The organism is Sphingomonas sp. SP1 (assembly GCF_058313395.1).
This window is the reverse complement of the sequence record NZ_JBZFLC010000001.1, coordinates 1,602,166-1,626,032: the sequence shown is the minus strand read 5'-3', so window position 1 is coordinate 1,626,032 and position 23,867 is coordinate 1,602,166. Positions and strand designations below refer to the sequence as shown.

Below are 23,867 nucleotides of genomic sequence, written 5' to 3'. Positions count from 1 at the left end.
AAGATGAGCCGTCAGCGGATGGCCGGCGGAGTGGAGTCGGCCGGCGCATCGAGCACCGCGCGGATCTTGGTCGCCAACTGTGAGATAGTGAACGGCTTGGCGATGAGATCCACTCCGGCTGGCAGCCGCCCGTCGCGGCCGATCGCCCCGCGAGCGTAGCCGGTGGTGAACAGCAGGCGGATGTCCGGATAGCGTTCACGAATGACCGAGGCGAGTTCGGCCCCATCCATCTCGGGCATGACGATATCGGTGAAGACAAGCCGTACGCCCGAGTTGGCCTCTAGGTAGCGGAGGGCCGCCGCGCCATCGGACGCATGGACTACCGTGTATCCCAGATCGCGCAACGCGTCGACGCTCATCAAACGAACGTCCTCTTCGTCTTCCACGGCTAGGATCAGTTCGTCCGGGCGGCCCTTGGGCAGCGCCGCCGGCGTTTGCACCGACGGCTCCTGGTCGATGCCAGCGACACCTTCATGGCGCGGCAGATACAGCTTGATGGTCGTGCCGCGCCCCGGTTCCGAATAGATCGACAGGTGGCCACCCGACTGCTTCACGAAGCCGAAGACCTGACTGAGGCCAAGGCCGGTGCCCTTGCCGACTTCCTTGGTGGTGAAGAACGGCTCCAGCACCCGGGCGCGGACCTCGGGGCTCATGCCGACGCCCGTATCCGACACCGCGATCAGAACATAATCGCCGGGCGTCACGTCCTGGCGGGATCGGGCGTAAACCTCATCGAGTTCGCAATTGGCGGTTTCGATGGTCAGCCTGCCGCCGTCTTCCATCGCGTCGCGAGCGTTGACCGCGAGGTTGAGGATCGCGCTTTCCACCTGGGATGCGTCCGCGAAGATCGGCCACGCGTCGTCGACGAGCTCGGTATCGAAGCGGATTGCTCCGCCGATCGTGCGCCGGATCAGTTCCGACATGTCGGCGACCAGCGCGTTGGGGTCGATCACGGACGGAACGAGGTTCTGCCGTCGAGAAAAGGCGAGCAAACGATGGGTCAGCTCGGCCGCCTTGGTCGCGCCCTTCAGCGCCTGTTCGACCAGCCGCTTGATGCGCCCTGGATCGTCGACATGTCGAGCAAAGTCGAGGCTGCCGATCACGATCGCCAGCATGTTGTTGAAATCATGCGCGATGCCGCCTGTCAGCTGGCCAACCGCTTCCATCTTCTGAGCCTGATGCAATTGCGCTTCCGCCTCGCCACGGGCGGTGATTTCGTTACGAAGCCGGGCATTGGTGGCGGTCAGTTCCGCGGTCGCGCTGCGAACCCTATCCTCGATCTCCGCCACCTTGCGCTGCTGCTGCAATGCCAGAGCCGCCAGCAGGCATGTGATCAATGCGCCCAGCACGCCCACCAGCAGCGGCAGCGTCAAGGGCGACCCGCGCTCGAATGTGTCCGTGCTTGCCAGGCGTAGCGCCAATTGGCGCCCACCAACGGGCACCAGGATTTGCTTGGCATGGCGCGGCTCGGTCGGTGCCGGGCCATTGGCGTAAAGCTGGTTCCCACCGGCGTTTGGCCGATCGAAAACGGAAATGTACAAACCTGCGAATTCTGGCCGGTTGAAGATCGTTCCGAACAGATCGTAACCGCGCAACGGGCTGTAGACCCAACCGCGAAGCTCACCGTCCGCACCGCGCATCGGCATGTACAGCAGCACGCCGGGTTGTTTGTTGCGGTCGATTTCCTGGACCAGTCGGACCATCGCGGAAAGGGCCGGCTCGCCGCTATTCCATGCCCGAAGCATCGCTTCGCGGCGGGTCTGCTCGCTCAGCATGTCCACGCCCAATGCCGCGCGGTTTCGGGCATCCAGCGGATAAAGAAGGCGGATCGACGACGTTAGCCCGGCCGTCGTGGGTTGCTGACCGGCGATCGGTCTGCCCTCAACGCCAGCTTCGGCAAAGCCGACTCCGAGCACCCCCTCCTGCACCGTGGAGAGTCGAAGGCGCTCGCCATAGCGGCGAAACTCGTCCTCCGTCACTTCGCCCGATGCGGCGATCAGCCCTTCCAGCCCGCGCAAGGTCGCCAATTGCATCGCGACCTTGTTGGCGACAGCCGACTCCGCGCCCGCCGCGGCATTGTCGAAACGCAGCGCACTGCGCCGCTCCTCGGTCCGCGCCAGTTGCCAGGCGATCAGGATGGACGCGATGAGACCGACAGCCAGGATCAGGGCCGGCAAAAGGTAGCGGCGAGAATTCACTTGGCGAGTCAACCGAACAATGAGGGGAAAGGTTCAACGGAGATTGCGGCTCCCCTAGCGACTGCCGTGATTTTCGAAAGCCATGATTGCTGCGACCAGTTGCCTGCCCCGCCATTCCAAGGCGGTCGAACGGTCCTGGCGCCTATTTGAGCGGCCGCTTCTCCAGCTTCCGCGCCAGCGTCCGCCGATGGAGGCCGAGGCGGCGGGCGGTTTCGGAAATGTTGAAATTAGTGTCAGCCAACGTCTGGTTGATCCGTTCCCATTCCCAGGTCTTGAGCGAACTCGGCTGCCGGCTCACCGGCACGGCCGCGTCGCCTTCCGCGCGGCCAAACGCCGCCTCGATGTCGTCGGTATTGGAGGGCTTGGGAAGATAGTGCGAGGCACCCAATTTGATCGCCTCGATTGCGGTTGAAATGCTGGCATAGCCCGTCAGGACGACGATCCGCATATTCGGATTCTCTGCGTGGAGGCGCTGAACGCAGGGCAGGCCGGACTGAGTTTCCAGCTTGAGATCGACGACTGCGTAATCGGCATCGTCCTCGGCGAGCAGTCGGTCCAATTCAGCCGGATTGTGCGCGACCCGCACATCGTATCCGCGCCGCTCGAATGAACGCGCCAGGGTGCGGGCGAAGGACTGGTCGTCCTCCACAATCAGCAAGCGCTTGAGCTCGTCTTCAGCCATTGTTTCTCCGATTGGCGACGGACGTCAGGGGGAGCAGCAGGCGAACGACCGCTCCCCCACCAACGCGATTGCTGGCCTCCAGGGTGCCGCCGAGACGCCGCGCCACATTCGCGGCCAGGAACAGGCCAACGCCGTGGCCCGCGCCCTTGCTCGATTGATAGATGCGACCAACGTCCCGCAGTTGCTCAGGGGGAAAACCGGGTCCCCAATCGAGAACGGCAACCGCCAGGCGGTCGTCCTCGACTTCCGCACGCAGCTTACTTCCCACGGGTGAGACCTCGGCCGCGTTGTCGAGCATGTTGAAGATCGCCTGCCGCAAGGCCGGTTCCGCCGCGATCCGAATGCCGTCGATGGATATCGGTTCGTAGGCGAAGGCGACGGAGGGCTGCGACGACTGCCATTCTTCCGTGATTGCGCGCAGCAGTTGATCGGCGGGAGCGGAGGCCATCGCCTCGCCGCGATCGGTGCCGGCGGAGTGGAGGATGTTCGAGACGATGTCCTTGCATCGCGCAAGCTCCGCCTGCGCGTCGCGGAGTTCCTCCCGCATGGCCGGGTCGGCGGCGAACGCCGGATTCTTCATCCAGTCAGCGACCAGCACCGACAGGGTCGAAAGCGGCGTGCCGAGTTCATGCGCCGCGCCGCTGGCGAAAAGCCCCATCCTCACGATGCCGTCTTCCTCCAGCGTGCGCTGGCGGAGTTCCGTCACATAATCATCGCGGGCGCGAAGGTTGCGGCTGATGCGGCCCATGAACAAGGCCAGCAAAGTCGCCACCATCGCGAAGCTGATACCCTCGCCGATCAGCCTGAGATCGGCGGGCAGCGAGCCGATGCGGGGCGGAAGCCGCAGCGGGAGGTGGTTCTGCGAGATGAAGGCAAAGCAGGCGACCGCCACTGCGATCAGGATCCAGGCCATGCGCTGCGGCAGCAAGATCGCCCCCAGCACGACCTGCAATAGATAAAGCGAATAGAAGGGGTTGCCTGCGCCCCCACTGAGATAAAGCTGCGCAGTCAGCGCCGCCATGTCGAGCAGCAGCGCGAGGAAAAGCTCGCCCGGGACCACCCAATAACGCAGCGTGAGCGTGAAGAGCAGGTTGGCAAGCGCGAGCAGCGCAACCACCAGCATCATCGCACCCACGGGCAGCACGACGTTCAGACCGTAGCTGGCGAGCAGGATGGCGACCAGCTGGCCAGCGACCGCCAGCCAGCGCAGCTGGATCAGCTGCCGCATGTTCTCCGCCGCGGCTTCCTTTGGCGAGCGACCGGGAAGCCCCGCGGGCTGTCCGCGGGTCAAGGCAAGCAGCGGAGTATCCATTACGTCCGCTTATGAGGATTTTTCAGCAGCAGGACCAGACCGCCTAAAGACAGGGCGGCGAGCCCAAACCAGGTCAGCGCATAGATGAGGTGCGTATTGCGAAAGCGGATCACGGTCAGCCCGCCCACTGGGAAGCCGCCAGGATTCTGAGTGGCATCTGCATCGACGAAAAATGGTGCGACGTCTTCCAACCCCCGTCTGCGGGCGATCGCGCCGACATCACGCGAGAACCAGCGATCCATCGCCGGCTGGTTCGGGCGCAGGAACCGACCGTCCGGCTCCGACAGGCGCAAAAGCCCGATCACCTGACTTACGCGATTGCCTTGGGCAGCAGCACGGCTGGCGGCAGACCGGCGGTCGGTCGGTACGAAGCCCCGGTTAACGAGGACAGTGCCCCCGGGCGTCACCAGCGGGGTAATTACCCACGAACCCGCCCCGAGTTCGGTGAGCGCATCGACCAGCGTCTCACGATCATGGAGAAAACGGCCGCTCAGCCGAACGCGGCGATATTCGACATCCCTGGGATCGAGCGCTGCCCAGCTGCTTCGGGGCGGAACAGGCTGGGGCGGCGCGGTGACGCGGGCGTTCACCCGATCGATCAGATCGAGCTTCCACGCGCGCCGCTCGACCTGCCAGACCCCAAGCCCGGTAAAGAGGATCAGCCCCAGGCTGCACAGGGCGAGGAGGAAGAACCGCTTCCCCCTGCCCGTTCGCTCGCTCACGGAGTGGTGCTGACCGTGCCGGTCATCATGCCCGGCATCATGTTGGTGTTGAGGTGATACATGATCCACAGCGAGCCGGCGATGGTGATGAACAAAATTACCGCAGTGAAGACATAAGCCACCAGCGTCCAGCCGCCTTCACCCTGCGTGTTGACGTGCAGGAAGCAGACGGTGTGCACCAGGATTTGGGCCACCGCGAAGGCAACAATCAATGCGACCGTCCAGCCTGGACTGGCCAAGGGGGTCGCCATAACCAGCCAGAACGGGATGGCGGTCAGCACCACCGACAGCGCGAAGCCGACCAGATAGCTGCGCTTCGATCCATGCCCCATGGTGTCCCCGTGGCTGTGCAGTTCCGGATCGACATTGACGTCCGAGGAAGAGCTCATCGCACCATTCCCATAAGGTAGACAAAGGTGAAGACGCCGATCCAGATCACGTCGAGGAAGTGCCAGAACATCGACAGGCACATCAGGCGCCGCTTGTTTTCCAGGATCAGACCGCGCTTGGCGACCTGGATCATGGAAATAACGATCCACATCACGCCCACCGTGACGTGCAGTCCGTGGGTGCCGACCAGGGTCCACATCCCCGACCAATAGCCGCTGCGCTGCGGCACGGCACCCTCGTGGAAGAAGTGATTGAACTCGTAGAGCTCCACCCCGACGAAGGCCGCGCCGAGCAGGCCCGTGACGGCCAGCCACATCTGCACGGCTTTCTGCCGGCCCTCCTCCATCGCGATCATGCCCATCCCGTAGGTGATCGACGACACCAGCAGGATCGCGGTGTTCAGCGCCACCAGCTTCAGGTCGAACACGTCCCGCGGCGTGGGCCCGCCGGCGAAGCTGGTGCTCAGCACGCCAAAGGTCGCGAACAGGCTGGCGAAGATCAGCGCGTCGCTCATCAGGTAGATCCAGAAGCCCAGCATGGTCGGGCTTCCGCCGTGACCATGATGATCGTCCTGCTCGCCCAGATAGAAGGTTGGATTGGCGGCGGCTTCTTCGGCCATCTTCTTCTCGAACTTGTCGGCCACGTTACGCTCCCGCCGGCGTCGGCTGCGGCGTGAAGCGATCCGAGCGGAGCTCGAACCGTTCAACTTCGTCGGCCGGGATGTAATAGTCGCGATTGTAATCGAACGTGTGCCAGATGCTGTAGGCGACGAGCCCGAGGAAGCTCAAGGCAGCCAGCCACCACATGTACCAGATCATCCCGAAGCCAAGCGTCATGGCGAAGGCCGATATGATGATCCCGCTGGCGGTGTTCTTGGGCATGTGGATGGGTCGGAACCCGCCCTCAGGCCGCTGGAAACCCCGCTTCTTCATGTCGTACCAGGCGTCCAGATCGTGGACCACCGGCGTGAAGGCGAAGTTGTACGGTGGCGGAGGCGAGGTCGTCGACCATTCCAGCGTGCGTCCATCCCACGGATCGTTGCCGACCTTCAGCTGCTCGCGGTCCCTGATGCTGACGTAGATCTGCATCAGGAAGCCGGCGATGCCGATGGCAATGATCACCGCGCCGATCGCCGCAATGACGAACCATGGCTGCAGCGTCGGATCTTCGAGGTAGCGCGTCCGCCGCGTGGTGCCCATCAGCCCAACGATGTAGATCGGCGTCCAGGCCACCCAATAGCCGAGCACCCAGCCCCAGAAGTGCACCAGTCCCCACTTGTGGTTGAGCTTGAAGCCGAACGCCTTGGGCCACCAATATTCGATTCCTGCGAACAGGCCGAACACGACTCCGCCGATGATGACGTTATGAAAGTGCGCCACCAGGAACAGCGAGTTGTGGAGCACGAAGTCGGCCGGCGGGACTGCGAGGAGCACACCCGTCATGCCGCCGACCACGAAGGTCAGCATGAACGCGACCACCCACATCATCGGTAGCTCGAACCGGATCGAGCCTCGGTACATGGTGAATAGCCAGTTGAATATCTTCGCCCCGGTTGGGATGGAGATGACCATCGTGGCAATACCGAAGAAGCTGTTGACGCTGGCGCCGGACCCCATGGTGAAGAAGTGGTGGAGCCACACCAGGTAGGACAGGATGGTGATGACCACCGTCGCGTAGACCATCGACGAATAGCCGAACAGACGCTTGCCGGTGAAGGTGGAGGTGATCTCGGAATAGATGCCGAACACCGGCAGGATCAGGACGTAAACCTCCGGATGACCCCAGATCCAGACGAGGTTCCAGTACATCATCGGATTTCCACCAAGGTCGTTGGTAAAGAAATTCATGCCGAGATATCGGTCGAGCATCAGCATCGCAAAGGCGCCGGTGAGGACCGGGAAGATGGCGATCGCCAGCACCTGGCTGCATAGCGCCGTCCAGCAGAAGACCGGCATCTTCATCATGGTCATGCCAGGAGCGCGCATCTTGATGATGGTCGCCACCAGGTTGATCGCCGACAATGTCGTCCCGACCCCGGCTATCTGTAGGGCCCACAGATAATAGTCCGGCCCGACACCCGGACTGTTTTCCAGATTGGTGACCGGCACATAGTTGAGCCAGCCGCCGGTCGAAAATTCACCGATGAACAGCGAGGCCATGATCAGCATGGCGCCCGCCGCGGTCAGCCAGAAACTCAGCGAATTAAGGAACGGAAAGGCAACGTCCCGGGCGCCGATCTGCAGCGGCATCACGTAATTGATGACGCCAGCGATCAGCGGAATCGCGACGAAAAAGATCATGATCGTCCCGTGCGCGGTGAAGACCTGATCGAAGTGGTGCGCGTTGAGGTAACCCTCGTTCGCACCGAAAGCGATTGCCTGTTGAAGGCGCATCATGATCGCATCGGCGAAGCCGCGAACCAGCATCACCACCGCCAGGATGAAATACATGATGCCGATCTTCTTGTGATCGACGGTGGTGAACCACTCGCGCCACAGATAGCCCCACAGTTTGTACTTGGTGACGGCCGCCAGCGCGACCGCGCCAAGGAGGACAGTGCCAATGAACGCCCCGAGGACGATCGGGTCGTACAGCGGGAAGGACTCCCAGGTCAGCCGGCCGAAGATGATCTTGGCGATGGTCTCGATGGTCACGGGCAGTGCGCTCCGATCAGGCCCGGGCCGCCGCCGGCTTGAGCGGCGTTGGCAAGGGGCTGAGTTCAGTCATGTTGCGGTTTGCGGGGTCGCCGGGCTCGGTCGTGCCTTTGGCCTGGTTGGGATCGGTCGGCGCAGTGAAATGAGGTTGCGAGCCCTTCTCCTCCGGCGACTTGAAGACCGCGCCCTCCGGCTTGTCACCCGCCGGCGGGACCGAGCCGCGTCCCGGCGGCATTCCGGCCCCCGGACGAACGTCGTGCGGGTGACCTCCGCCATGTCCCATGTCGCGGCGCATCACGTCGCCCATGCAGGGGGTACCAGGCTTGACGCAGCGTTCGAGGACGCGGCGGAACAGGTCCGGACTGGCCGAGGCAAAGTGCATCGGCGGGACTTTCTCGCTCGGCTTCACCAGCGCCATGTAGGTCGGCAGGTCGAGATTGCGCGGAGAAGAGCGGACCTGGTTGACCCACTGATCGAAGCGGCCTTGCTCGACCCCGTACAGCTTGAACCGGTGGTTGGCGAAACCGGCGCCGGTGTACATGCCGGACAGGCCCTCGTCCGCAACCGGACGGTTGAGGATGCCGTGCAGCGTGCTTTGCATGCCGGGCATCGCGTAGATCATGCCCGCCATCGTCGGCGCGTAAAACGTGCTCATCATGTTGGTGGACGTGATGTCGAACCGCACCTGCCGACCGACCGGAAGCACCAGTTCGTTTACGGTCGCGATGCCCTGTTCGGGATAGATGAACAGCCACTTCCAGTCCATCGACACCACCTGAATCCGCATCGGCGGCTCACGCGGAGCATCAGCATCCTGCGCGAGCGCCGACGCGTCGAGCGGTCGAAAGGGATCGAGGAGGTGGGTGCTGGACCATGTCAGCGCGCCCAGCATGATGATGATCAGCAGCGGCGCCGACCAGATCACCAGTTCGAGGCTGGTCGAATGATCGAAGTCGGGATCGTAGGTGCCGCCGTTCCCCTTGCGATAGCGCCAGGCAAACAGGACGATCAGGATCATCACAGGGATGATGATCAGCAGCATCAGGCCCGTGGAGATGTAGATGATGTCCCGTTGCTGCCGCGCGACGTCGCCGGCCGGATTGAGCACGGCGCGGTCGCAAGCGGCGAGCGCCAGGACCGAGACGGTAAGGACCGCCGCCTTGAGGCCGTTTGCCGATAAAGGGAATCGCTGCAGCATGTGGGTCCACCTAGTGCGGGCGCAGTGTCGGTAACATTGGACATTTTGTCCAATGCACAGCAACCCAAATTTGCGGCAAAGGCGGAAAAATTGGCCCTTGCGCGCGTATCGCGAGCGGGGGAAGATAGCCCCTGTCCACCGGAGACAACCGCCGATGACCGCTCCTGCTTCCGCCTCCAGCTCGACCCCGCTCGAGCGTGATGCCCGGCTGGTCAACGCCCGCCACGGGCAGATCCGTCCGGGCGAGATCGCGATCGGGGTGATCATCGGCCGGACCAGCGAATTCTTCGACTTCTTCGTCTATGCGCTCGCCTCGGTGTTGGTGTTTCCGTCGCTGATCTTCCCGTTCGTCGATCCGCTGACGGGCACGCTTTATTCCTTCGCGCTGTTTTCGCTGGCCTTTATCGGACGGCCGATCGGCACCCTGATCTTCACTTGGGTCGACCAGAATTACGGGCGCGGCGTAAAGCTGACCATCGCGCTGTTCCTGCTGGGCGGGTCGACCATGGCGATCGCCCTGCTGCCAAGTTACGATCAGGTCGGCGCGGTCGTGATCTGGATCCTGGGCTTTTTCCGGCTTCTGCAGGGCGTGGCGCTGGGCGGGGCATGGGACGGCCTGCCATCGCTGCTGGCATTGAATGCACCGGAGGATCGCCGCGGCTGGTATTCGATGATCCCACAGCTGGGCGCGCCGCTTGGACTGCTCGTCGCCAGTGCGCTGTTTGCCTATTTCGTGTTCCTGCTGACGCCCGAGGACTTCATCCGCTGGGGCTGGCGCTATCCGTTCTTCGTCGCGCTGGCCATCAACGTCGTGGCGCTGTTCGCCCGCCTGCGATTGGTCGCGACGCCGGAATTTCTACGGTTGTTCGAAAGCCGCGAGCTGCAGCCTTCGCCGCCGTTCGAGACGCTGCGAGCACAGTGGCGAACGATCGCGCTTGGCGCCTTCGCCCCGCTGGCGAGCTTTGCGCTGTTTCACCTGGTGACGGTCTTTCCCCTGTCCTACGTCGAGTTGTTCACCGACGCCGACCCCGTCCGCTTCCTGCTGCTGACCGCCTTTGGATCGGCGATCTGCGTCGGCGCCATCGCTGCGTCGGGTATCGTCGCCGACAAGGTCGGCCGCCGGTCGGTGCTGGGTGTGTCCGCCGCGCTCATCGGCGCCTATAGTGGGTTCGCGCCGCAGCTGCTTTCGGCGGGGCCGATCGCGGAAGCCGTCTACATGATCGCCGGCTTCGTCTTGCTGGGGCTGGCATTCGGCCAGTCGGCAGGTGCGGTGAACGGAAACTTCCCGACCCAATACCGATACACGGGCGCGGCGATCGTCTCGAACTCAGCCTGGTTCATCGGCGCCGGCTTCGCTCCGCTCGTCGCCCTCTTCCTGGCGAGCCGGCTGGGGCTGTGGTCGGTGGGCCTCTACCTTCTGTCGGGGGTGATCTGCACGCTCGCCGCGCTGGCCATCAACCGCGAATGGGGCAAGCGGGAAGATTCATCGGGCGAGCCGCCAATCACGGCAGCAAGCCCGCAATCTTCAGCCGGGTAAGCTCGTCCACGTCGGTCGCAGCGGCGCCGCGGCGCCAATCGATGTCGAGGTCTTCCGGGCCGACGGATAACGCCTTCAATTCGATCAGCTTGTCCACCGGAAGGCGACCGAAACCGAGCCGTCGGAACCCGGCGATGTAATCGGGGGTGACGCCCAGCGCCTTGAGCTGAACCAGCTCGCCGGCGCTGAGACGAGAGTAGCCCAGCCGACCGAGCGATGCGACATAGGCCGGAGTGATATTGAGCGCCTTGAGCTGAACCAGGTCCTGCGCGGCAATTTTCCGCGACAAAACGCGATTGAAGCCGGCGGCATAGGCGGGCGTGATATCAAGCGCGCGGAACGCGATCAGATCAGATACCCGGGGCGGGCGATAGCCGCTACGGATAAGGCCGGCGATGTACGCCCGGTCGACGCCCAATTCCGCCAGTGCGGTAAGATCGTCGATCCGCGGTGTCTGGTAGCCGGCCTGGGTCAGCGCATCCAGCAATGAGCGCGTTGCACCGACCATGGTCAGGCCGAACGCCTGCCGTTCGGTGGGACGGCCGATACCGCGCCGCTCGAGGAGGTCCGCGAAGGCACGACTGGCGGTGAAGCGGCAGTCGCCCGCGGCTTCGTTTGCCTTGCCCATGCCGGCACAATCCAGGCGCCCGGCTTCCCGCACCAGTGCAAAGCCCACCGGCGCGGGGACAAAGCCATCGATCGCTGCCTGATCGAACCCGGAGAGCGCGCTCGCCGCAAGATCGATGCTGGAACGGTTCCGCCCCGGACCGTCGTCGCTGATGGCGACCTGTACCCGTCCGTGGCCCTGTCCGGTCAACTTGAAGCGAAGATCGCCCAACTGCGCAGCCAGGCCGGTGGTGGTGATGCTGAACGAGGTCAGCAGCAGCGCGAGGAGCAAAGCAGATGTGCGCTTCATGATACATCCTCCGTCAAATTCGCGAGGCAAACCCCACCATTCGCCCAGGCCGGGCGTGGTGCGAGCATTCCATGGGATTGGTTCGGTCGGTGTGCGGTTATTCGCTGCTGTCGTCGCCCGGATCCATATCCGGATCAGGGTCCGGATCGGGTGGTACCGGCGGTGCCGGCGCCCCTGGCGGGTGGGTCCCCAGCCAATTCGGAACGCCTGCGGGCTTTCCTCGCTTGATCGCCCGGACGTTCAGTCCTTGCGCCCGCAACTCGATGAGCCGTTCGGGCGACAGGTCGGAATAGCCATTGGCCTTCAGCCGACGGATGTAGGCACCGGACACGCCAAGGGCGCGCATGGCCGTGAGATCGTCAAGCGGAATGCCGCGATAACCCAATGCGCCAAGCTCCGCGACGAACGCCGGGCTCACACCGACTGCGCGGGCACCCGCCAGATCCCCAGCGTCTCGCGGAACATAACCGGCGCGGCGCATGTCCGCGAGCCATTCCGGGGTGACACCCGTGGCCTTGAGCGCGAGCAGGTCGCCGTCGTCGAGCCGCAGGCCCGGGGCCGCACCGCGGATTCGGGCTGCATAATCCGGGGTCACTCCAAGCGCCTTGCCGGCCACGGCGAGCTCCACGGCGTTATCGATGTCCGTGGCCTTTACGGCACGGACCCGCGACGGCCGGTCGGCAACCGCGTGCGGATGCACATAAGCGATACGGGTCTCGATGCGGCGTTCCAGCTCCTGCTCGAGCGCGGGCGTGACCGCGGGCTTTCCGGTCAGCGCAGCCGCAACGTGGGCCGAGACCACTTCGCCGGTCAGCGCAGTCGCGCCCGCCACGGACTCCGCCACGACCGATGGAAGGGATTCGCTCGGGAGGGGCGGGCTCAACAAGAACGGATCTTCTGCCGCGACCTGAACCTCAGGCGTAAGGGTGACGGCCGCGAGCGGAGCGGCTGCGGCGACAACGCCGAGGAACAGGCCGGCGCCAAAGCCACGGGCCACCGGGGTCCGCGGCAAGGTAGAATCGAGCACCCGCCGAACGCGGCGCGAAAGGCTGCCCTTGCCGGGAGCAACGCCATGCGCGCCGAGCAGCAAGCCCTTTGAATCGTGCCGGGCGACGCCGACCAGCAACTGGGCATAGTCGGTGCTGGCGACGTCGGCCGCGAGAACCGCATCGTCGGCGGTTTCCTCGCGCAGCTGGTGCGCTTCGCGTGACAGCATCCAGACCAGCGGATTGAACCAGAAGATGGCGGTCACGATCCGCGCCAGCAGCAGCTTGGCCCAGTCGAGCCCCCGGACGTGCGCAAGCTCATGCGCGATGATGGCCTCGGCCTCGTGCCGGGCGTCGAGCGCCTCGTCGTTCAGGAGGATCACCGGGCGAAGCACGCCCCAGCTGATCGGAGAGCGGAGCTCGCTGCTGGTGAGCAGCGCCGTGCCATGCTTGAAGTTCATCCGGCGCTGGGCATGGGCCAAGGCACTCAACCAGCTGGGCTCGACCAGTACCGACGCCTTGGCGCGCAAGGTGAGCAGCCGCAGCACGGCGAGCAGGGTTACGGCCAGCAGCAGGGCTGCCGGAAACCCGTAGAAGAGCGGCCACAGGGCCAGCGGATCGACGCCCGCGCTGGGTGCGGCGGAAACGGCGCCCGCACTTGCATCTGCAACCTCACTCGGAACGATTGCGGGCGCGATGGGCGTAGCGGCTTCCAGGGAGGGGACCCGAAGCGCAATCTGCGGCAGGAACATGCTGCCCACCGGAAGCAGCAGCAACGCCAACAGGCCGAGATGGGCAACCATGCTGCGTTCGGACGCCGAGCGGCCGCGCATCAGATACAGAAGGCCCATCGTCACTCCGGCGATCAGCAGCGACTTCAGGGCGAAGGTGATCAGCAACTCCACCTCAGCTCTCCTTCGCTTTGCGCGCTTCAGCGATCAGCTTCTCAAGCTCGTCCAATTCATCGGTGTCGATTCGGTCGGACATGCCGAGCAGCGCGCTTGCAGCGCTGGTCGGTGACCCGTTGAAGAATACCCGCACGACTTCGGACAGGGCGGACTTGCGGGCGGCCTGATCAGATAGTGCAGGACTGTAAATGTATCCGCGCTCGCTGTCGGTCCTGCGGACCGCGCCTTTTTCCTCCAGCCGGCGCAGCATCGTGCGGACGGCGGATCCACTGAGCGGCTGCGGCAGAGCTTCCGTAACCTCCGCTGCGGTCATCTCGCCGCCCTGATAGAGGAGGTCGACGATCTGGCGTTCCTTCGGCGGCAATCGGTTCAGCACGACTCACCTCTCAGCTACATTTGTAGCGTATGCTACATTTGTAGCGCAGGTGCAAGCCCTCCCGGCCTAGTCGTCGCTCGTCTGGTCCGACACATTCTGTTCAACCGCGATGTTGCGGTCGATCTGCCGGGCCCGGTTTTCGATTTCCTGGCTGGTGTCGTCATAGCGCTCGTCGAAGCTACGCCGGTCTCCGCAGCCCGGGAGGATCGCGAACAGAAGCAGAAGCACCGCGGACCGCATCAATAGGTCTTTCGATAGCGAACATTGACGTTGGTCCCGCCCTGCCCGCCCGCCTGGCTGAGGATCGACAAGCTGCGGCTCAAGGTCACTTCCAGCTGCGTAGCAGTGAAGCCGCGCGCATCCGTCACGACCTCCAGATAGATGTCGTCGCCGATATACTTGCCCGCCGCCAGCGCCGTACCGCGACCGCTGGTATCATCGGGACCGAGGATTCGGAGCCGGTCGATGCCCGCGACCTGCCGCAGCTTGCCGAGCGGGTTCAACCCACCGCCCGAGCCCCGCAAGGTGTTGAGCGAGGCGGCCAGCTGCACCGCCTGCAGGGCCGACAGCTGCCCGACCGAATTGCCGAACAGGATGCGCGAGACGATCTCGTCCTGCGGCAGTCCGGGAGAGCTGGAGAAGGTGATGCGTGGGTCGAGCGCGGCGCCCGACACGTTCACCGTCACGTCGACATCCTCGATCGTCTCCTCGGCGCGCAGGGCGACGGTGGCGTCGCTGGTCCCGCCGCCGGCGAAGCGCACGCGGCCTTCCCGCAACTCGAATGACCGCCCGGCAAAGCCAAGGGTGCCGCGCACGAGGTCGATGGTCCCGGCGATGCGCGGGTTCTGGCTGGTGCCGGTCACGCGCAGGTCGGCGCCCCATTCGGACTCCAGTCCCATGCCGGTGACGTAAAGCTCGTCGGCCGCCACGATATTAAGATCGAGCCGGACGTTGCCAAAGCTGGCCGCGGCGGACGCGGGCGGTGCATCGCCGGTGACCCGGGGACGGCCCCGCGGCGGCTTGAACCGGACACCGGTCAGTTCGGGTACCTGCGCCGCGCCTTGCCGCACGATCTGGTAGCGGGTGGACGGAAGTCGCACGGTCCCGGTCAGGACGGGCGCTTCGTTGGCGGCCTTGAGCAGGCGGACGTTGCCGGTCGCTGTGACCCGAAGGGCATCGCTGTTCGCGAGGCGGGCATTGTTGAGGGACAGGTCGAAATTGGCGGGGTAGCCACTTGCGGCCGCAAGGCTGACATAGCCGTTGCCAGTCACCGTGCCGCTGCCCGCCTGCGCGGACAGCTGATCGATCTGAAGCCGCTCACCGGTGAAGCGACCCTGCAACGCCAGGTTGGTCAAGCGGGTGCCGTAGGTCGCGTTCGCGTAGGTCAGATTGCGCCCGCGCACGACGCCCTGGAGCGTCGGACGCTCGACCCGACCCCCGAAATCGGCCGCGACACCGAGCGGGCCGCTAAGGCTCTGGTCCGCAAGGCCCGCCAGCGAGAAAAGGGCGTCGGCAGGTCCGACATAGCGGATGCCGCCACGCAGCGGCGCGCCGGCGATCCGTTGCGTCCAACTGCCCGATCCCAGTGGCTGGATGGCGGCCTGAACCCGGCCCACGACTGTCCCCCGGGTGCGCATCACGGCGTTGAGCGACCCGGTGCCCGGAGCAAGGCGGGCAAGGAGGTTGACGTCGAGCGGCCGGCTCACGGACGCAGCGGTCGTGCGCGTGAAGTTCCGGATCGCGAGGCTGGCGTCGAGGCGCGGAAAGGCGCTTCCGGCCTGAACGAAATCGAGGCTGCCGGTCGCCCGTCCGCCTATGCCAAGGCCCGGGGCGAAGACGTTGAGCAGGGTCATGTCGACGCCGTCGATCCGGCTCTGCAATCGGAGTTCGCGGCCGTAGCTTCCCGCCAGGCGAATGCTGCCCTGATCGAGCACCAGACGGGTGGGCAGCAATTCATAGGTGCCCCCGCGTGGGATGATCCGCGCCGGGCTGTCGGTGCGAACATCGATTCCGTTGACCCGGCCACGCAGGGCGGCGCGCCATAGGTCAGGCCGCAGCTCGCTATTGAAGGCGACCCGGAACGGCACGCCCGAGGTGCCCTCCGCCAGCCCTCGCGCAAAGCCCTGCCCGCCGCGATAGTTGATGATCGTGCGAAGCGCGGCGATGTCGGTTTCGCCGACCCAAGCCTGGGCGAGCTGCGCGTCCGCGATAATCTCCGGCTGATCGTACAGTATCACCCGCGCATCGACGATCGCCGCGCCGACTGCGATGTTCGCTGGGGCGGGCAGCACGGCATTGCGCGCGCGAAGATTGATTAGCGCCTGCTGGTAGCGACCGGCGGCCGCCAGCCGGACCACGCCGCCGATCCCCTGCCCGCGCGCGTTGAGTTGCCCGGCGAAAGGCCCGGCCGGGGTCTGCCTGACCCTTCCCTGCACGGTGATCCCGGCCAGGGTGGCACGGCGGATGTCGATGGTCAGTGGGCCAGTCGCGGTCTGCACCGCCACGTCGGCGGTGAAATCTCCATAGTCGCTGCGCCCCCGGGCCACGACGTTATACGCGTTGCCGGCGCTGCGGATTTCCGCCTGAAGGCCGGCGATGCCCAACCCGAATCCCGGCTGGCTGGCCGTAACGATCGCTCGGGGATTGCTGACGGTCCCGGCAACTTGGACCCCGACCGGGCCATATTGTCGCGACACGCCCGTGGCGCGGAGGTCGATGCGGCCATCGGGCGCGTAGCTGCCGCGGCCGTCAGTGACCCGCAGCTGGGGCGCCGTAAGCGTCAGCCTGGAGAAGCGGATCACACCGTCCGGGCCATAGGCGACGTCGCTCGATGCGACGAGATTGCCGCCAAGAAAGTTGCGGACGCCTTCGTTGAAAAGGCGCGTAGATTGCGCGCGGACCCGGCCGACAAGATTGAACCCGCCATCAGCCAGCGTCTTCACATCGGCCTGGGTATCGATGTTGAAGATGCCGACGCTGTCGATCCGGTAATTGTTGACCCGGCCGTCGATCGCCCCGGTGTAGAGGCCCCGCGCCACGTCGGCGAGCACGATCGCCTTGGCATCGATCCGGTCCGAGCGGATGCGGATATTGTCGGATACGATCCGCGGCCAGTCGACCGCGAGGTCGCCGTCCAGTCGGACGTTGGTGATTGTTCCACCGGCCGCGACGTCCAACCCGGTAATGGCGCGGGCAGTGGCGGCGATGGGGATGATCACCTGATCGTCGTCGAACCGCGCAATGCCCCGTGCGTCGAGGCCGCGCAGTCCCATGTCGTTGAAGGTCAGCGCGGCGGCCATGACCCGGTAATCCACCGTCGGCCGGCGCAAGTCGCCGTCCAGCGTCACCACCGCGCGAAGGTCGCGGCCGGCAAGGTTCGGCGCCAGCAGCTGCGGCTTCAAGAACCCGAAGTTCAGCCGCAGGTCGTCGAAGCGATTGCGCCCGAGATCGGCCACGCCGTTGGCGACCAGCGTGAACGCGTCGCTCGCGATCCGGGCATTGAGGTCGGCGCGGCGATTTTGCCAGGTCGACTGGAGCGCAACGTTGGTGATCGGGCCGAGCAGCGCCGCCGTGGGCCCTTCGACGAGCCGGGCGACCCGGGTCGGACCGCGGACGCCGAACGTCCCGTCGCGCGCGGTCAGGACTAGTCGGGCGAACGGCGCATTGTCGAGATCGGCAAGCAGTCGGCCATCCCAGCGGAGCCAGTCGCCGCTGCCCTGAAGCCGAACGCGCGCCGGTTCCGATATTCCTGCCAGCCGAGCGAACACGCCGTTCGCGGGGGCATTGAGGAAGGCGTTGAGCGCGAGCCGGTTTCGCTCGGGCACCGCGTCAAGCCGCAGTGTCAGCCGGTCGCCGCCGGCGCGGCCCTCGCCGCCGATCGCCGCGGCCTGCAGCGCGACCTGAGCCCGGCGATCGGCGATCCGCGCGCGGCCATCGATGAAGGCGACCCGCCGCTCGCCCGTGACCGGTCGTTCGATGACCAGCCGGTCGACCCTCAGCCGCCCGACCGAGATGTCGAGATCGGGCAAGAGCGGCGCGTCGCTCGGTGGGGTAGCACGGAATTCGGGCAGCCGTGCCAGCGTCGCCGTCGGCGCGACCAGACTGCGGATATCAAGATGATTGTCGAGATAATCGAACGGCCGCCAGTCCAGCCGCACCACCGGGGCGGAGAAAAAGACGCCCCGTGGGTCGGAGAGGGTGAGGCGCCGAATGGTCATTGCACCGTAGAGCGAGCCCTCGATCCGCCCGACCCCGATCTTCATTCCATTCGCGAACTCCAGGCTCTCAAGCCGGTCGGCGACAAACCGGCGGCCGGGGTCGGTGTTGATGCCGACGACGAGTAGCCCGGCGAGCAGGGCCAGGCCGACCAGCAGCCCTGCGAGCCATTTGGCAATCCGGACAGGCCAATTGATGTGGCGCCGAACGACGATCCGCTCTTGCTGCGGATGCGCGTCGGGCTGGGCAGCAATCTCGCTCATTTAGAACGCTTGGCCGATGGAGATGTAAATGTTGAAGCGGCTTTCGCCCGGCTGGCGGCCAAGCGGCGTCGCGACATCGACCCGCAACGGGCCAAAGCTGGTGTAATAGCGCGCGCCGACGCCGACGCCGGTCCGAAGCCCGCGGAAGTTGGGAACCCGGTCCTCATAGACCTGGCCCATGTCCACGAAGCCGACCACGCCATAGTCGCCGAAACGATACCGGACCTCCGCCGCGGCCTCCGTCAGGCTAAGCCCCCCGAGCGGCCGCCCGTCCGGGTCCTTTGGCCCAAGCTGCTGGAAGCCGAAGCCCCGCACCGAGCCACCGCCGCCGGCATAAAAGCGGCGCGATGGCGCAAGGTCGAAGCGGTCGATGCCAAGCGTGGTGCCGACGCGCGCCCGCCCGGCAACGACGATGCTGTCGCCCACCGGATAATAGGCGCTGCCGTCGAGCTGGCTGCGGAGATACGGTCGAAAGCCGTCACTAAGCGCGCCTTCGGGCTGGGCGAGGATCTGGGCCCGGAAGCCCTTGGTCGGATCGAGCAGGCTGTTCGTCCGGTCGAAGCCAAGCTGGCCGCTCAACCCGCCGATCAGGAATTTGCGCTTGGCCCGCCTGCCAGCGGCAAAGTCAAAGTCTTCCTCGACCGTGCCGAGCACTTCGGCGCCCAGCCCCCAGGTCAGCGTTTTGCGCCAGATTGGCGTGCTGTCGTAGCTCAACCGCGCAAAGATGCGACCGGTCAGCGCGTTGAAAGCCTCGTAGCGGCTGCGCAAGGCCTCTATGCCGGCCTGCAAGGTGCGGTCGCGCTTGCCCGCGTTTGAGCGGCGGAAGATAACGCTGGCGCCCTGTTCCTGCGTACCCGCCACCGCCGACGCGACCAGCGCGCCCTCGGGCGGAAACAGGTTGCGGTGGGTCCAGCTGCTCTCGACTCGGAAGCCCTGTCCCGTGCCATAGCCGGCACTCGCGGCCAGCGTGCGCGGCGGGCCGGCGTCCTGGGTCACCAGCATGGTGACGTTCTCCGTCCCATCCGGATTGACCTGGCCGGTGCGCTCCGGCTCCACCGCCACCGTGCTGAACAGACCGGTGGCGACCAGCGCCTGCCGGAGATCATCGACATCGCGGCTGTCGTACAGTTCCCCGCGATCGAACCGGGCAAGCACCTCCACATGCCGCGCGTCGAACGCCAGATCGCCGGTCGTTCGAAAGCCGCCGAAGCGCGCGCGCGGGCCGACGGTCACCGGCAGCGTATAATCGCCAAGGTAAGTTTCGGGGTCGAGCAGCACGTCGCGCTGGCCCACGGTCGCGAATGGATAGCCCTCTTGCGGCAGGACCACGGCGACATTGGCTTCCGCACCCTGGATGCGCTGAGCCACGATCGGCTCGCCGACCTGCAGGGCAAGGTTCTTGCCGATGAGTTCGGGCGGCGTGGTCGGGTCCGCCTGCACCGCGATGGTGCCGATGCGGTAGCGCTCGCCCGGCGACACCAGCAGCACGGCGGTCACCGGCTGGCCGTCCTCGGCCGTCGAGCGGTCGATCCGGGTCTGCACGGCCGCATCGTACCAGCCTTCCGCCTGGAGGATGCGCTGGACAAGTTTGCTGTCCTCGGCCAACCGCGCCGACAGCATGGCCTCGTTGGCCGCCTTGCCATCGCCCTCCTCGAGCGCCGACAGGTCGTTGAACTGGTCGAGCAGCGCGGTTTCGGTCGCGGCATCCGCGGCCTCGAGGCCTTCGACCCGGGTCGCGTAGCGCAGTTCGGCCACCGCTTCGGCGGGATCGGGTTGGGCCAGCTCGACTTCGCGCACATCGAACTGGTCGAGCGGCGGAAGCGGTTCGGCAAGCTCGGGATCGGCGGTCGGGGCGACGCCTGCCCCGGCGCCGTCCTGCTCGCGCAGACGCGCTTCGAAGTCGGCAACGCTTTCCAGCGGCTGGGACAAGGCGGGGTCGTCGGGCCCGAGCGGAGGGACCTCGCGCGCCAATTCGTCCTGGCAGACGATGGGCTCGACCTCCGGCAGGTCGGCGCCGGGCGGCGGCGGCGGCGCGACCGATGGGCCTTCGGGCGGACAGCTCGGCCGCTCAGGAGGAGGCGATGCGAGCTGGGCCGACGCCGGCTGGGCAAACGCCGCCAGCGCCAGAGTGGCACCACCGGCAAACAGCCAAGTACGCGGCAATGGAAACGCAACTGATTGCAAGATAAGCGCTTTCGACAGCGAACCTTGGGCCGCCCTTGGCCCATCTCGCGCCCTGAGTCACCCCTGCGGGTGCGCATCATACCTTGGTGAAGACTGATAATGAACCGCGTCGGTCCGGCGGAGCGACGCGCCGATCGGGCTAACTGGCAGCCATTTCATCCACTTGCCCGAGCTTCGCGGCAAGATCGTCGCGTCGAAACGGCTTGGTCAGCCGCGGCAGGTCGGGCGCGAGACCGTCGGCCTCCGCATAACCCGAAACGATCAGCGCCGGGAGATCGGGCAGCAGCTCGCGCGCTTCGCGAATCAGGTCCACACCGGTCATCCCCGGCATCAGATGATCGCTGACCAGCACATCGGGCCGGCTTCCCGCCCGAATCAGCGCCAAGGCCGCTTCCGCATTCTCTGCTTCCTGCACGCGATACCCAAGGTCGCTCAGCATGTCGGCGGTGCTGGCGCGCACGATCTCCTCATCATCGACCAGCAGGGCGATCCGTTTCTTGCCGTCGACCTCAGCCAGCCGCGGACGATCGACCACCTCGGCCGGCGCGGCGGGGCTGACCGGGAGCCATAGTTCGATATTGGTGCCGACACCCGGCTGGCTCTTGATCCGGAGTGTGCCGCCGAGTTGCGCCGCAAGGCCGTGCGCCATCGAAAGGCCAAGTCCCGTGCCCTTGCCGATACCCTTGGTCGAAAAAAACGGCTCGATCGCGCGGGCCAGCGTCGCTTCGTCCATGCCGGTGCCGGTATCGGCGACGGACAGCCGGACGTAATTGCCCGCCTTCAGCTCCCTGCCGGCAGCCCCTACCCGCTCCTCGGTGGCACTGATCCGCAAGGCCCCACCTTCCGGCATGGCGTCGCGCGCATTCACGCCCAGGTTCAGCAATGCCATTTCCAGCTGGTTCGGGTCGGCCTTGGCCGGCGGCAGGTCGGGGGCCACATCGACCGTCACCCGCACTTGGGGCCCGGTGGTGCTGGACAACAGGTCCGCCATCCCCTGCACCAGCCGGCCGACATCCACCGGCCGCGGCTGCAACGGTTGGCGACGAGCAAAGGCGAGCAGGCGCTGCACCAGCGTCTTGGCACGTTCCGCAGATTGCAGAGCGCCGTCGATCAAACGCTGCTCGCGCTCGCCACCCAGGCCGCGGCGCTGGAGCAGGTCGAGACTGCCGACAATCGGCGTCAGCAAATTGTTGAAGTCGTGGGCGACGCCGCCTGTCAACTGGCCCATCGCCTCCATCTTCTGGGCCTGGCGCAGCGCTTCCTGCGCCGTTTCCAGTTCGCGTGACGCTCGCCGTTCCTCGGTCACGTCCCGGCCGACCGCGTAGAATTGCTCGCCGCCCGGCACCAGCGTCCAGGAGATGGTCCGCCAGCTTCCGTCGGCGTGCAGCAGGCGGTCCTCGAACCGCTCGACCGAACGGCCCTGCTGCAGGTCGTCCATCACCTGCTCCACCGCCGGGTGGTCATCAGGGTGCACCTGTTCGCGGAACGGCATGGTCATCAATGATCGATGGTCGCGCCCAAGGGTCGCTTCCCAGGCCGGATTGATCGCTTTCAAATGACCATCGAAGCCCATGATCGCAAACAGGTCGCGGCTCATCTCCCAAACGCGATTGCGCTCACGGGTCTGCTCGACAACCGCAGCTTCCAGCTGCTCGCGCGAGCGGGTCAGGATTTCGCGCGCCTCGACAATCTCCTGAATATCCGTGGAGGTGCCGAACCAGCGCGTGATCCCGCCCGCCTTGTCGCGGACGCACTGGGCACGGCCCAGCACCCAGCGCCATTCCCCCGAACGGTGACGCAATCGAAATTCGGTTTCGTACGGCTCGCCGGTGGCGAGACTCCGCGTCCACTTGGCGATGGTACCTTCCCGATCGTCGGAATGGACGAACTCCATCCAGGTCTCGCCGACTGCGGTACCGTTCGGGACGCCGGTAAAATCGTACCAGCGTTGGTTGAAGTAATCGTGATATCCGTCCGGCCGGGTCGACCAGATCATCTGGTCGACCGAGTTGGCAATCGCGTGGAACTTGGCCTCCGACTCGCGCAGACGCGCTTCGGCGCTGACCCGCTCGACATGGGCCCAGCAACGCTCTGCGGCGGAGGCGATCAGGGATATCTCGTCGGCCTGCCAGTCGCGTGGAACGTTCTGGTGGACCGCCAACATCGCCAGCAGATGGCCGTCGCGCACCAGCGGGCAGCAGACGATCGCATTGATCCCGATCGACTGGAACATGTCCCGCCCCTCGTCCGGAGCCAGTTCCTCGCCGACATTGCGGACGACCAGCGTGTTACCGCTCCGCATGTCCGCCGCCGCGCGCGGTCCGAACAGGTCGAGGCTGTACGTCCCGGCGGATGTCGGCACCCCCGGTGCGCGCGCGTCGTCCCGGATCATGAAGCGATTGTCGTCGTCGTCGACATCCGCATAGGCGCAGCGCGACACCTCCAGTCGCCGAACCAGCAACTCAGCCGCCGCAAGCATGGCAGTCGGAGCGTCATCTGACGCGCGCAAGGCCTCGTCGAGTTCGCTCATTAAGCGAAGCCGACCTTCGCTTTCGCGCAACGCAAGCTCTGCCCGGCGCCGTTCGGTCACGTCCTGAAACAGCACCGCGACCTCGTTCCGGCTGGCAGGCTCGACCCGGAAGGCGGCAAGCTCCAGGTGGCGATCGGTCGCCTCCAGCATCCGTTCGAACCGGATCGGCTCGCCCGTCAGCAAGACCTCGCGGTACAGCGCGACCCAGCCGTCCGCCTCACCCGGAACCATCTCACGGACTTTTTGCCCGACGACGTTCGGGATGCCCGCGTGGCGCTCATAGGCGGCATTGGCCTGCACATGGACATAGTCGCTAAGCGGACCCTCGGGCCCGTCGAAGAATTCGATGATGCAGAAGCCCTCGTCCATCGTGTCGAACAGGGTCCGGAAACGGAGTTCGCTTTCGTGCAGTGCGATCAGCCTGGCCCGCGCCTCATATTGCCGCTTGCGCGCGCGCAGTGCGGAACGGGCAATGCTGACGAGCGTGGTGGGATGGAATGGCCGCTCGAGAAACGTGACATTGCCGAGCAAATCCAGGTAGCGGGCAGCCGTCGGATTGCGCTCCAGTCCGCCGCCCCTGCTGGTGAGCAGAATGAACGGCAGGTCCGACCATTCCTCCTGATCGTCGATCCAGTCGAACAACGGCTGAAGGTCAGCGGTGGCGATCGCCTCTTCGGTGACGACCACGAACGCCGCGCCGCGGTCCAGTTCGGCGATCAATTCCGGCAGGGATGCGCATGGATCGGCCTCCATCGCCGCTTCCCGCAGCATCCCGGTCGCGATGTTCGCATCGCGC

At 65.6% G+C, this 23,867-nt stretch carries 16 protein-coding genes; 1 reads left to right on the top strand and 15 read right to left on the bottom strand.

Annotated features, from left to right (window positions below; translation table 11 throughout):
• Positions 1-11: 11 nt before the first annotated feature.
• From AC4GYS_RS08240 to cyoA, 8 genes are all read right to left on the bottom strand, one after another.
• Positions 12-2,198, bottom strand: a complete 2,187-nt coding sequence (locus AC4GYS_RS08240; protein WP_491108603.1) for a CHASE domain-containing protein — start codon at positions 2,196-2,198, stop codon at positions 12-14.
• 142 nt (positions 2,199-2,340) lie between these two features.
• Positions 2,341-2,880, bottom strand: a complete 540-nt coding sequence (locus tag AC4GYS_RS08235) for a response regulator transcription factor (protein WP_491108602.1) — start codon at positions 2,878-2,880, stop codon at positions 2,341-2,343.
• The gene (locus AC4GYS_RS08230) at positions 2,873-4,192 is read right to left on the bottom strand and encodes an ATP-binding protein (RefSeq protein WP_491108601.1); all 1,320 of its coding nucleotides are present in this window, start codon (positions 4,190-4,192) and stop codon (positions 2,873-2,875) included. The genes AC4GYS_RS08235 and AC4GYS_RS08230 overlap by 8 nt, the downstream gene beginning before the upstream one ends.
• Positions 4,192-4,914 (bottom strand): SURF1 family protein, encoded by a 723-nt coding sequence (locus tag AC4GYS_RS08225; RefSeq protein ID WP_491108600.1) that lies wholly within the window; start codon positions 4,912-4,914, stop codon positions 4,192-4,194. The genes AC4GYS_RS08230 and AC4GYS_RS08225 overlap by 1 nt, the downstream gene beginning before the upstream one ends.
• Positions 4,911-5,303: a cytochrome o ubiquinol oxidase subunit IV gene (gene cyoD / locus AC4GYS_RS08220; protein WP_491108599.1), complete on the bottom strand. Its 393-nt coding sequence runs from the start codon at positions 5,301-5,303 to the stop codon at positions 4,911-4,913. The genes AC4GYS_RS08225 and cyoD overlap by 4 nt, the downstream gene beginning before the upstream one ends.
• Positions 5,300-5,923 carry a cytochrome o ubiquinol oxidase subunit III gene (cyoC, locus tag AC4GYS_RS08215; protein WP_491109385.1) on the bottom strand — a complete coding sequence of 208 codons (624 nt, stop codon included), beginning with the start codon at positions 5,921-5,923 and terminating at the stop codon, positions 5,300-5,302. The genes cyoD and cyoC overlap by 4 nt, the downstream gene beginning before the upstream one ends.
• A 25-nt stretch (positions 5,924-5,948) precedes the next feature.
• Positions 5,949-7,958: a cytochrome o ubiquinol oxidase subunit I gene (gene cyoB / locus AC4GYS_RS08210; RefSeq protein WP_491108598.1), complete on the bottom strand. Its 2,010-nt coding sequence runs from the start codon at positions 7,956-7,958 to the stop codon at positions 5,949-5,951.
• 16 nt (positions 7,959-7,974) lie between these two features.
• Entirely contained in the window at positions 7,975-9,156 is a 1,182-nt protein-coding gene (gene cyoA / locus AC4GYS_RS08205) for a ubiquinol oxidase subunit II (RefSeq protein ID WP_491108597.1), read from the bottom strand.
• 154 nt (positions 9,157-9,310) lie between these two features.
• Here cyoA and AC4GYS_RS08200 point away from each other — a divergent pair, with 154 nt between their 5' ends.
• Complete coding sequence (locus AC4GYS_RS08200) at positions 9,311-10,693, top strand: MFS transporter (RefSeq protein WP_491108596.1); 1,383 nt, start codon at positions 9,311-9,313, stop codon at positions 10,691-10,693.
• Here the strand turns inward: AC4GYS_RS08200 and AC4GYS_RS08195 are convergent.
• From AC4GYS_RS08195 to AC4GYS_RS08165, 7 genes are all read right to left on the bottom strand, one after another.
• Positions 10,659-11,609 carry a hypothetical protein gene (locus AC4GYS_RS08195; RefSeq protein WP_491108595.1) on the bottom strand — a complete coding sequence of 317 codons (951 nt, stop codon included), beginning with the start codon at positions 11,607-11,609 and terminating at the stop codon, positions 10,659-10,661. The genes AC4GYS_RS08200 and AC4GYS_RS08195 overlap by 35 nt on opposite strands.
• A 97-nt stretch (positions 11,610-11,706) precedes the next feature.
• Positions 11,707-13,500: a M56 family metallopeptidase gene (locus AC4GYS_RS08190; protein ID WP_491108594.1), complete on the bottom strand. Its 1,794-nt coding sequence runs from the start codon at positions 13,498-13,500 to the stop codon at positions 11,707-11,709.
• Position 13,501: 1 nt separating this feature from the next.
• The gene (locus AC4GYS_RS08185; RefSeq protein ID WP_491108593.1) at positions 13,502-13,879 is read right to left on the bottom strand and encodes a BlaI/MecI/CopY family transcriptional regulator; all 378 of its coding nucleotides are present in this window, start codon (positions 13,877-13,879) and stop codon (positions 13,502-13,504) included.
• A 66-nt stretch (positions 13,880-13,945) separates the two neighbouring features.
• Positions 13,946-14,119: a hypothetical protein gene (locus AC4GYS_RS08180; RefSeq protein ID WP_491108592.1), complete on the bottom strand. Its 174-nt coding sequence runs from the start codon at positions 14,117-14,119 to the stop codon at positions 13,946-13,948.
• On the bottom strand, positions 14,119-18,357 hold the full coding sequence (locus tag AC4GYS_RS08175; protein WP_491108591.1) for a translocation/assembly module TamB domain-containing protein: 4,239 nt from the start codon (positions 18,355-18,357) through the stop codon (positions 14,119-14,121). The genes AC4GYS_RS08180 and AC4GYS_RS08175 overlap by 1 nt, the downstream gene beginning before the upstream one ends.
• On the bottom strand, positions 18,358-20,520 hold the full coding sequence (locus AC4GYS_RS08170) for an autotransporter assembly complex protein TamA (RefSeq protein ID WP_491108590.1): 2,163 nt from the start codon (positions 20,518-20,520) through the stop codon (positions 18,358-18,360).
• Between the two features lie 160 nt (positions 20,521-20,680).
• The gene (locus tag AC4GYS_RS08165; protein WP_491109384.1) at positions 20,681-23,842 is read right to left on the bottom strand and encodes a PAS domain S-box protein; all 3,162 of its coding nucleotides are present in this window, start codon (positions 23,840-23,842) and stop codon (positions 20,681-20,683) included.
• Positions 23,843-23,867: the final 25 nt, after the last annotated feature.

Bases quoted from the DNA above. Each gene is read 5' to 3' on its own strand.
- AC4GYS_RS08235 (WP_491108602.1), bottom strand. From the start codon at position 2,880: ATGGCTGAAGACGAGCTCAAGCGCTTGCTGATTGTGGAGGACGACCAG.
- AC4GYS_RS08230 (WP_491108601.1), bottom strand. From the start codon at position 4,192: ATGGATACTCCGCTGCTTGCCTTGACCCGCGGACAGCCCGCGGGGCTT.
- cyoD (WP_491108599.1), bottom strand. From the start codon at position 5,303: ATGAGCTCTTCCTCGGACGTCAATGTCGATCCGGAACTGCACAGCCAC.
- cyoC (WP_491109385.1), bottom strand. From the start codon at position 5,923: ATGGCCGAAGAAGCCGCCGCCAATCCAACCTTCTATCTGGGCGAGCAG.
- cyoA (WP_491108597.1), bottom strand. From the start codon at position 9,156: ATGCTGCAGCGATTCCCTTTATCGGCAAACGGCCTCAAGGCGGCGGTC.
- AC4GYS_RS08200 (WP_491108596.1), top strand. From the start codon at position 9,311: ATGACCGCTCCTGCTTCCGCCTCCAGCTCGACCCCGCTCGAGCGTGAT.
- AC4GYS_RS08195 (WP_491108595.1), bottom strand. From the start codon at position 11,609: ATGAAGCGCACATCTGCTTTGCTCCTCGCGCTGCTGCTGACCTCGTTC.
- AC4GYS_RS08180 (WP_491108592.1), bottom strand. From the start codon at position 14,119: ATGCGGTCCGCGGTGCTTCTGCTTCTGTTCGCGATCCTCCCGGGCTGC.
- AC4GYS_RS08175 (WP_491108591.1), bottom strand. From the start codon at position 18,357: ATGAGCGAGATTGCTGCCCAGCCCGACGCGCATCCGCAGCAAGAGCGG.
- AC4GYS_RS08165 (WP_491109384.1), bottom strand. From the start codon at position 23,842: ATGCTGCGGGAAGCGGCGATGGAGGCCGATCCATGCGCATCCCTGCCG.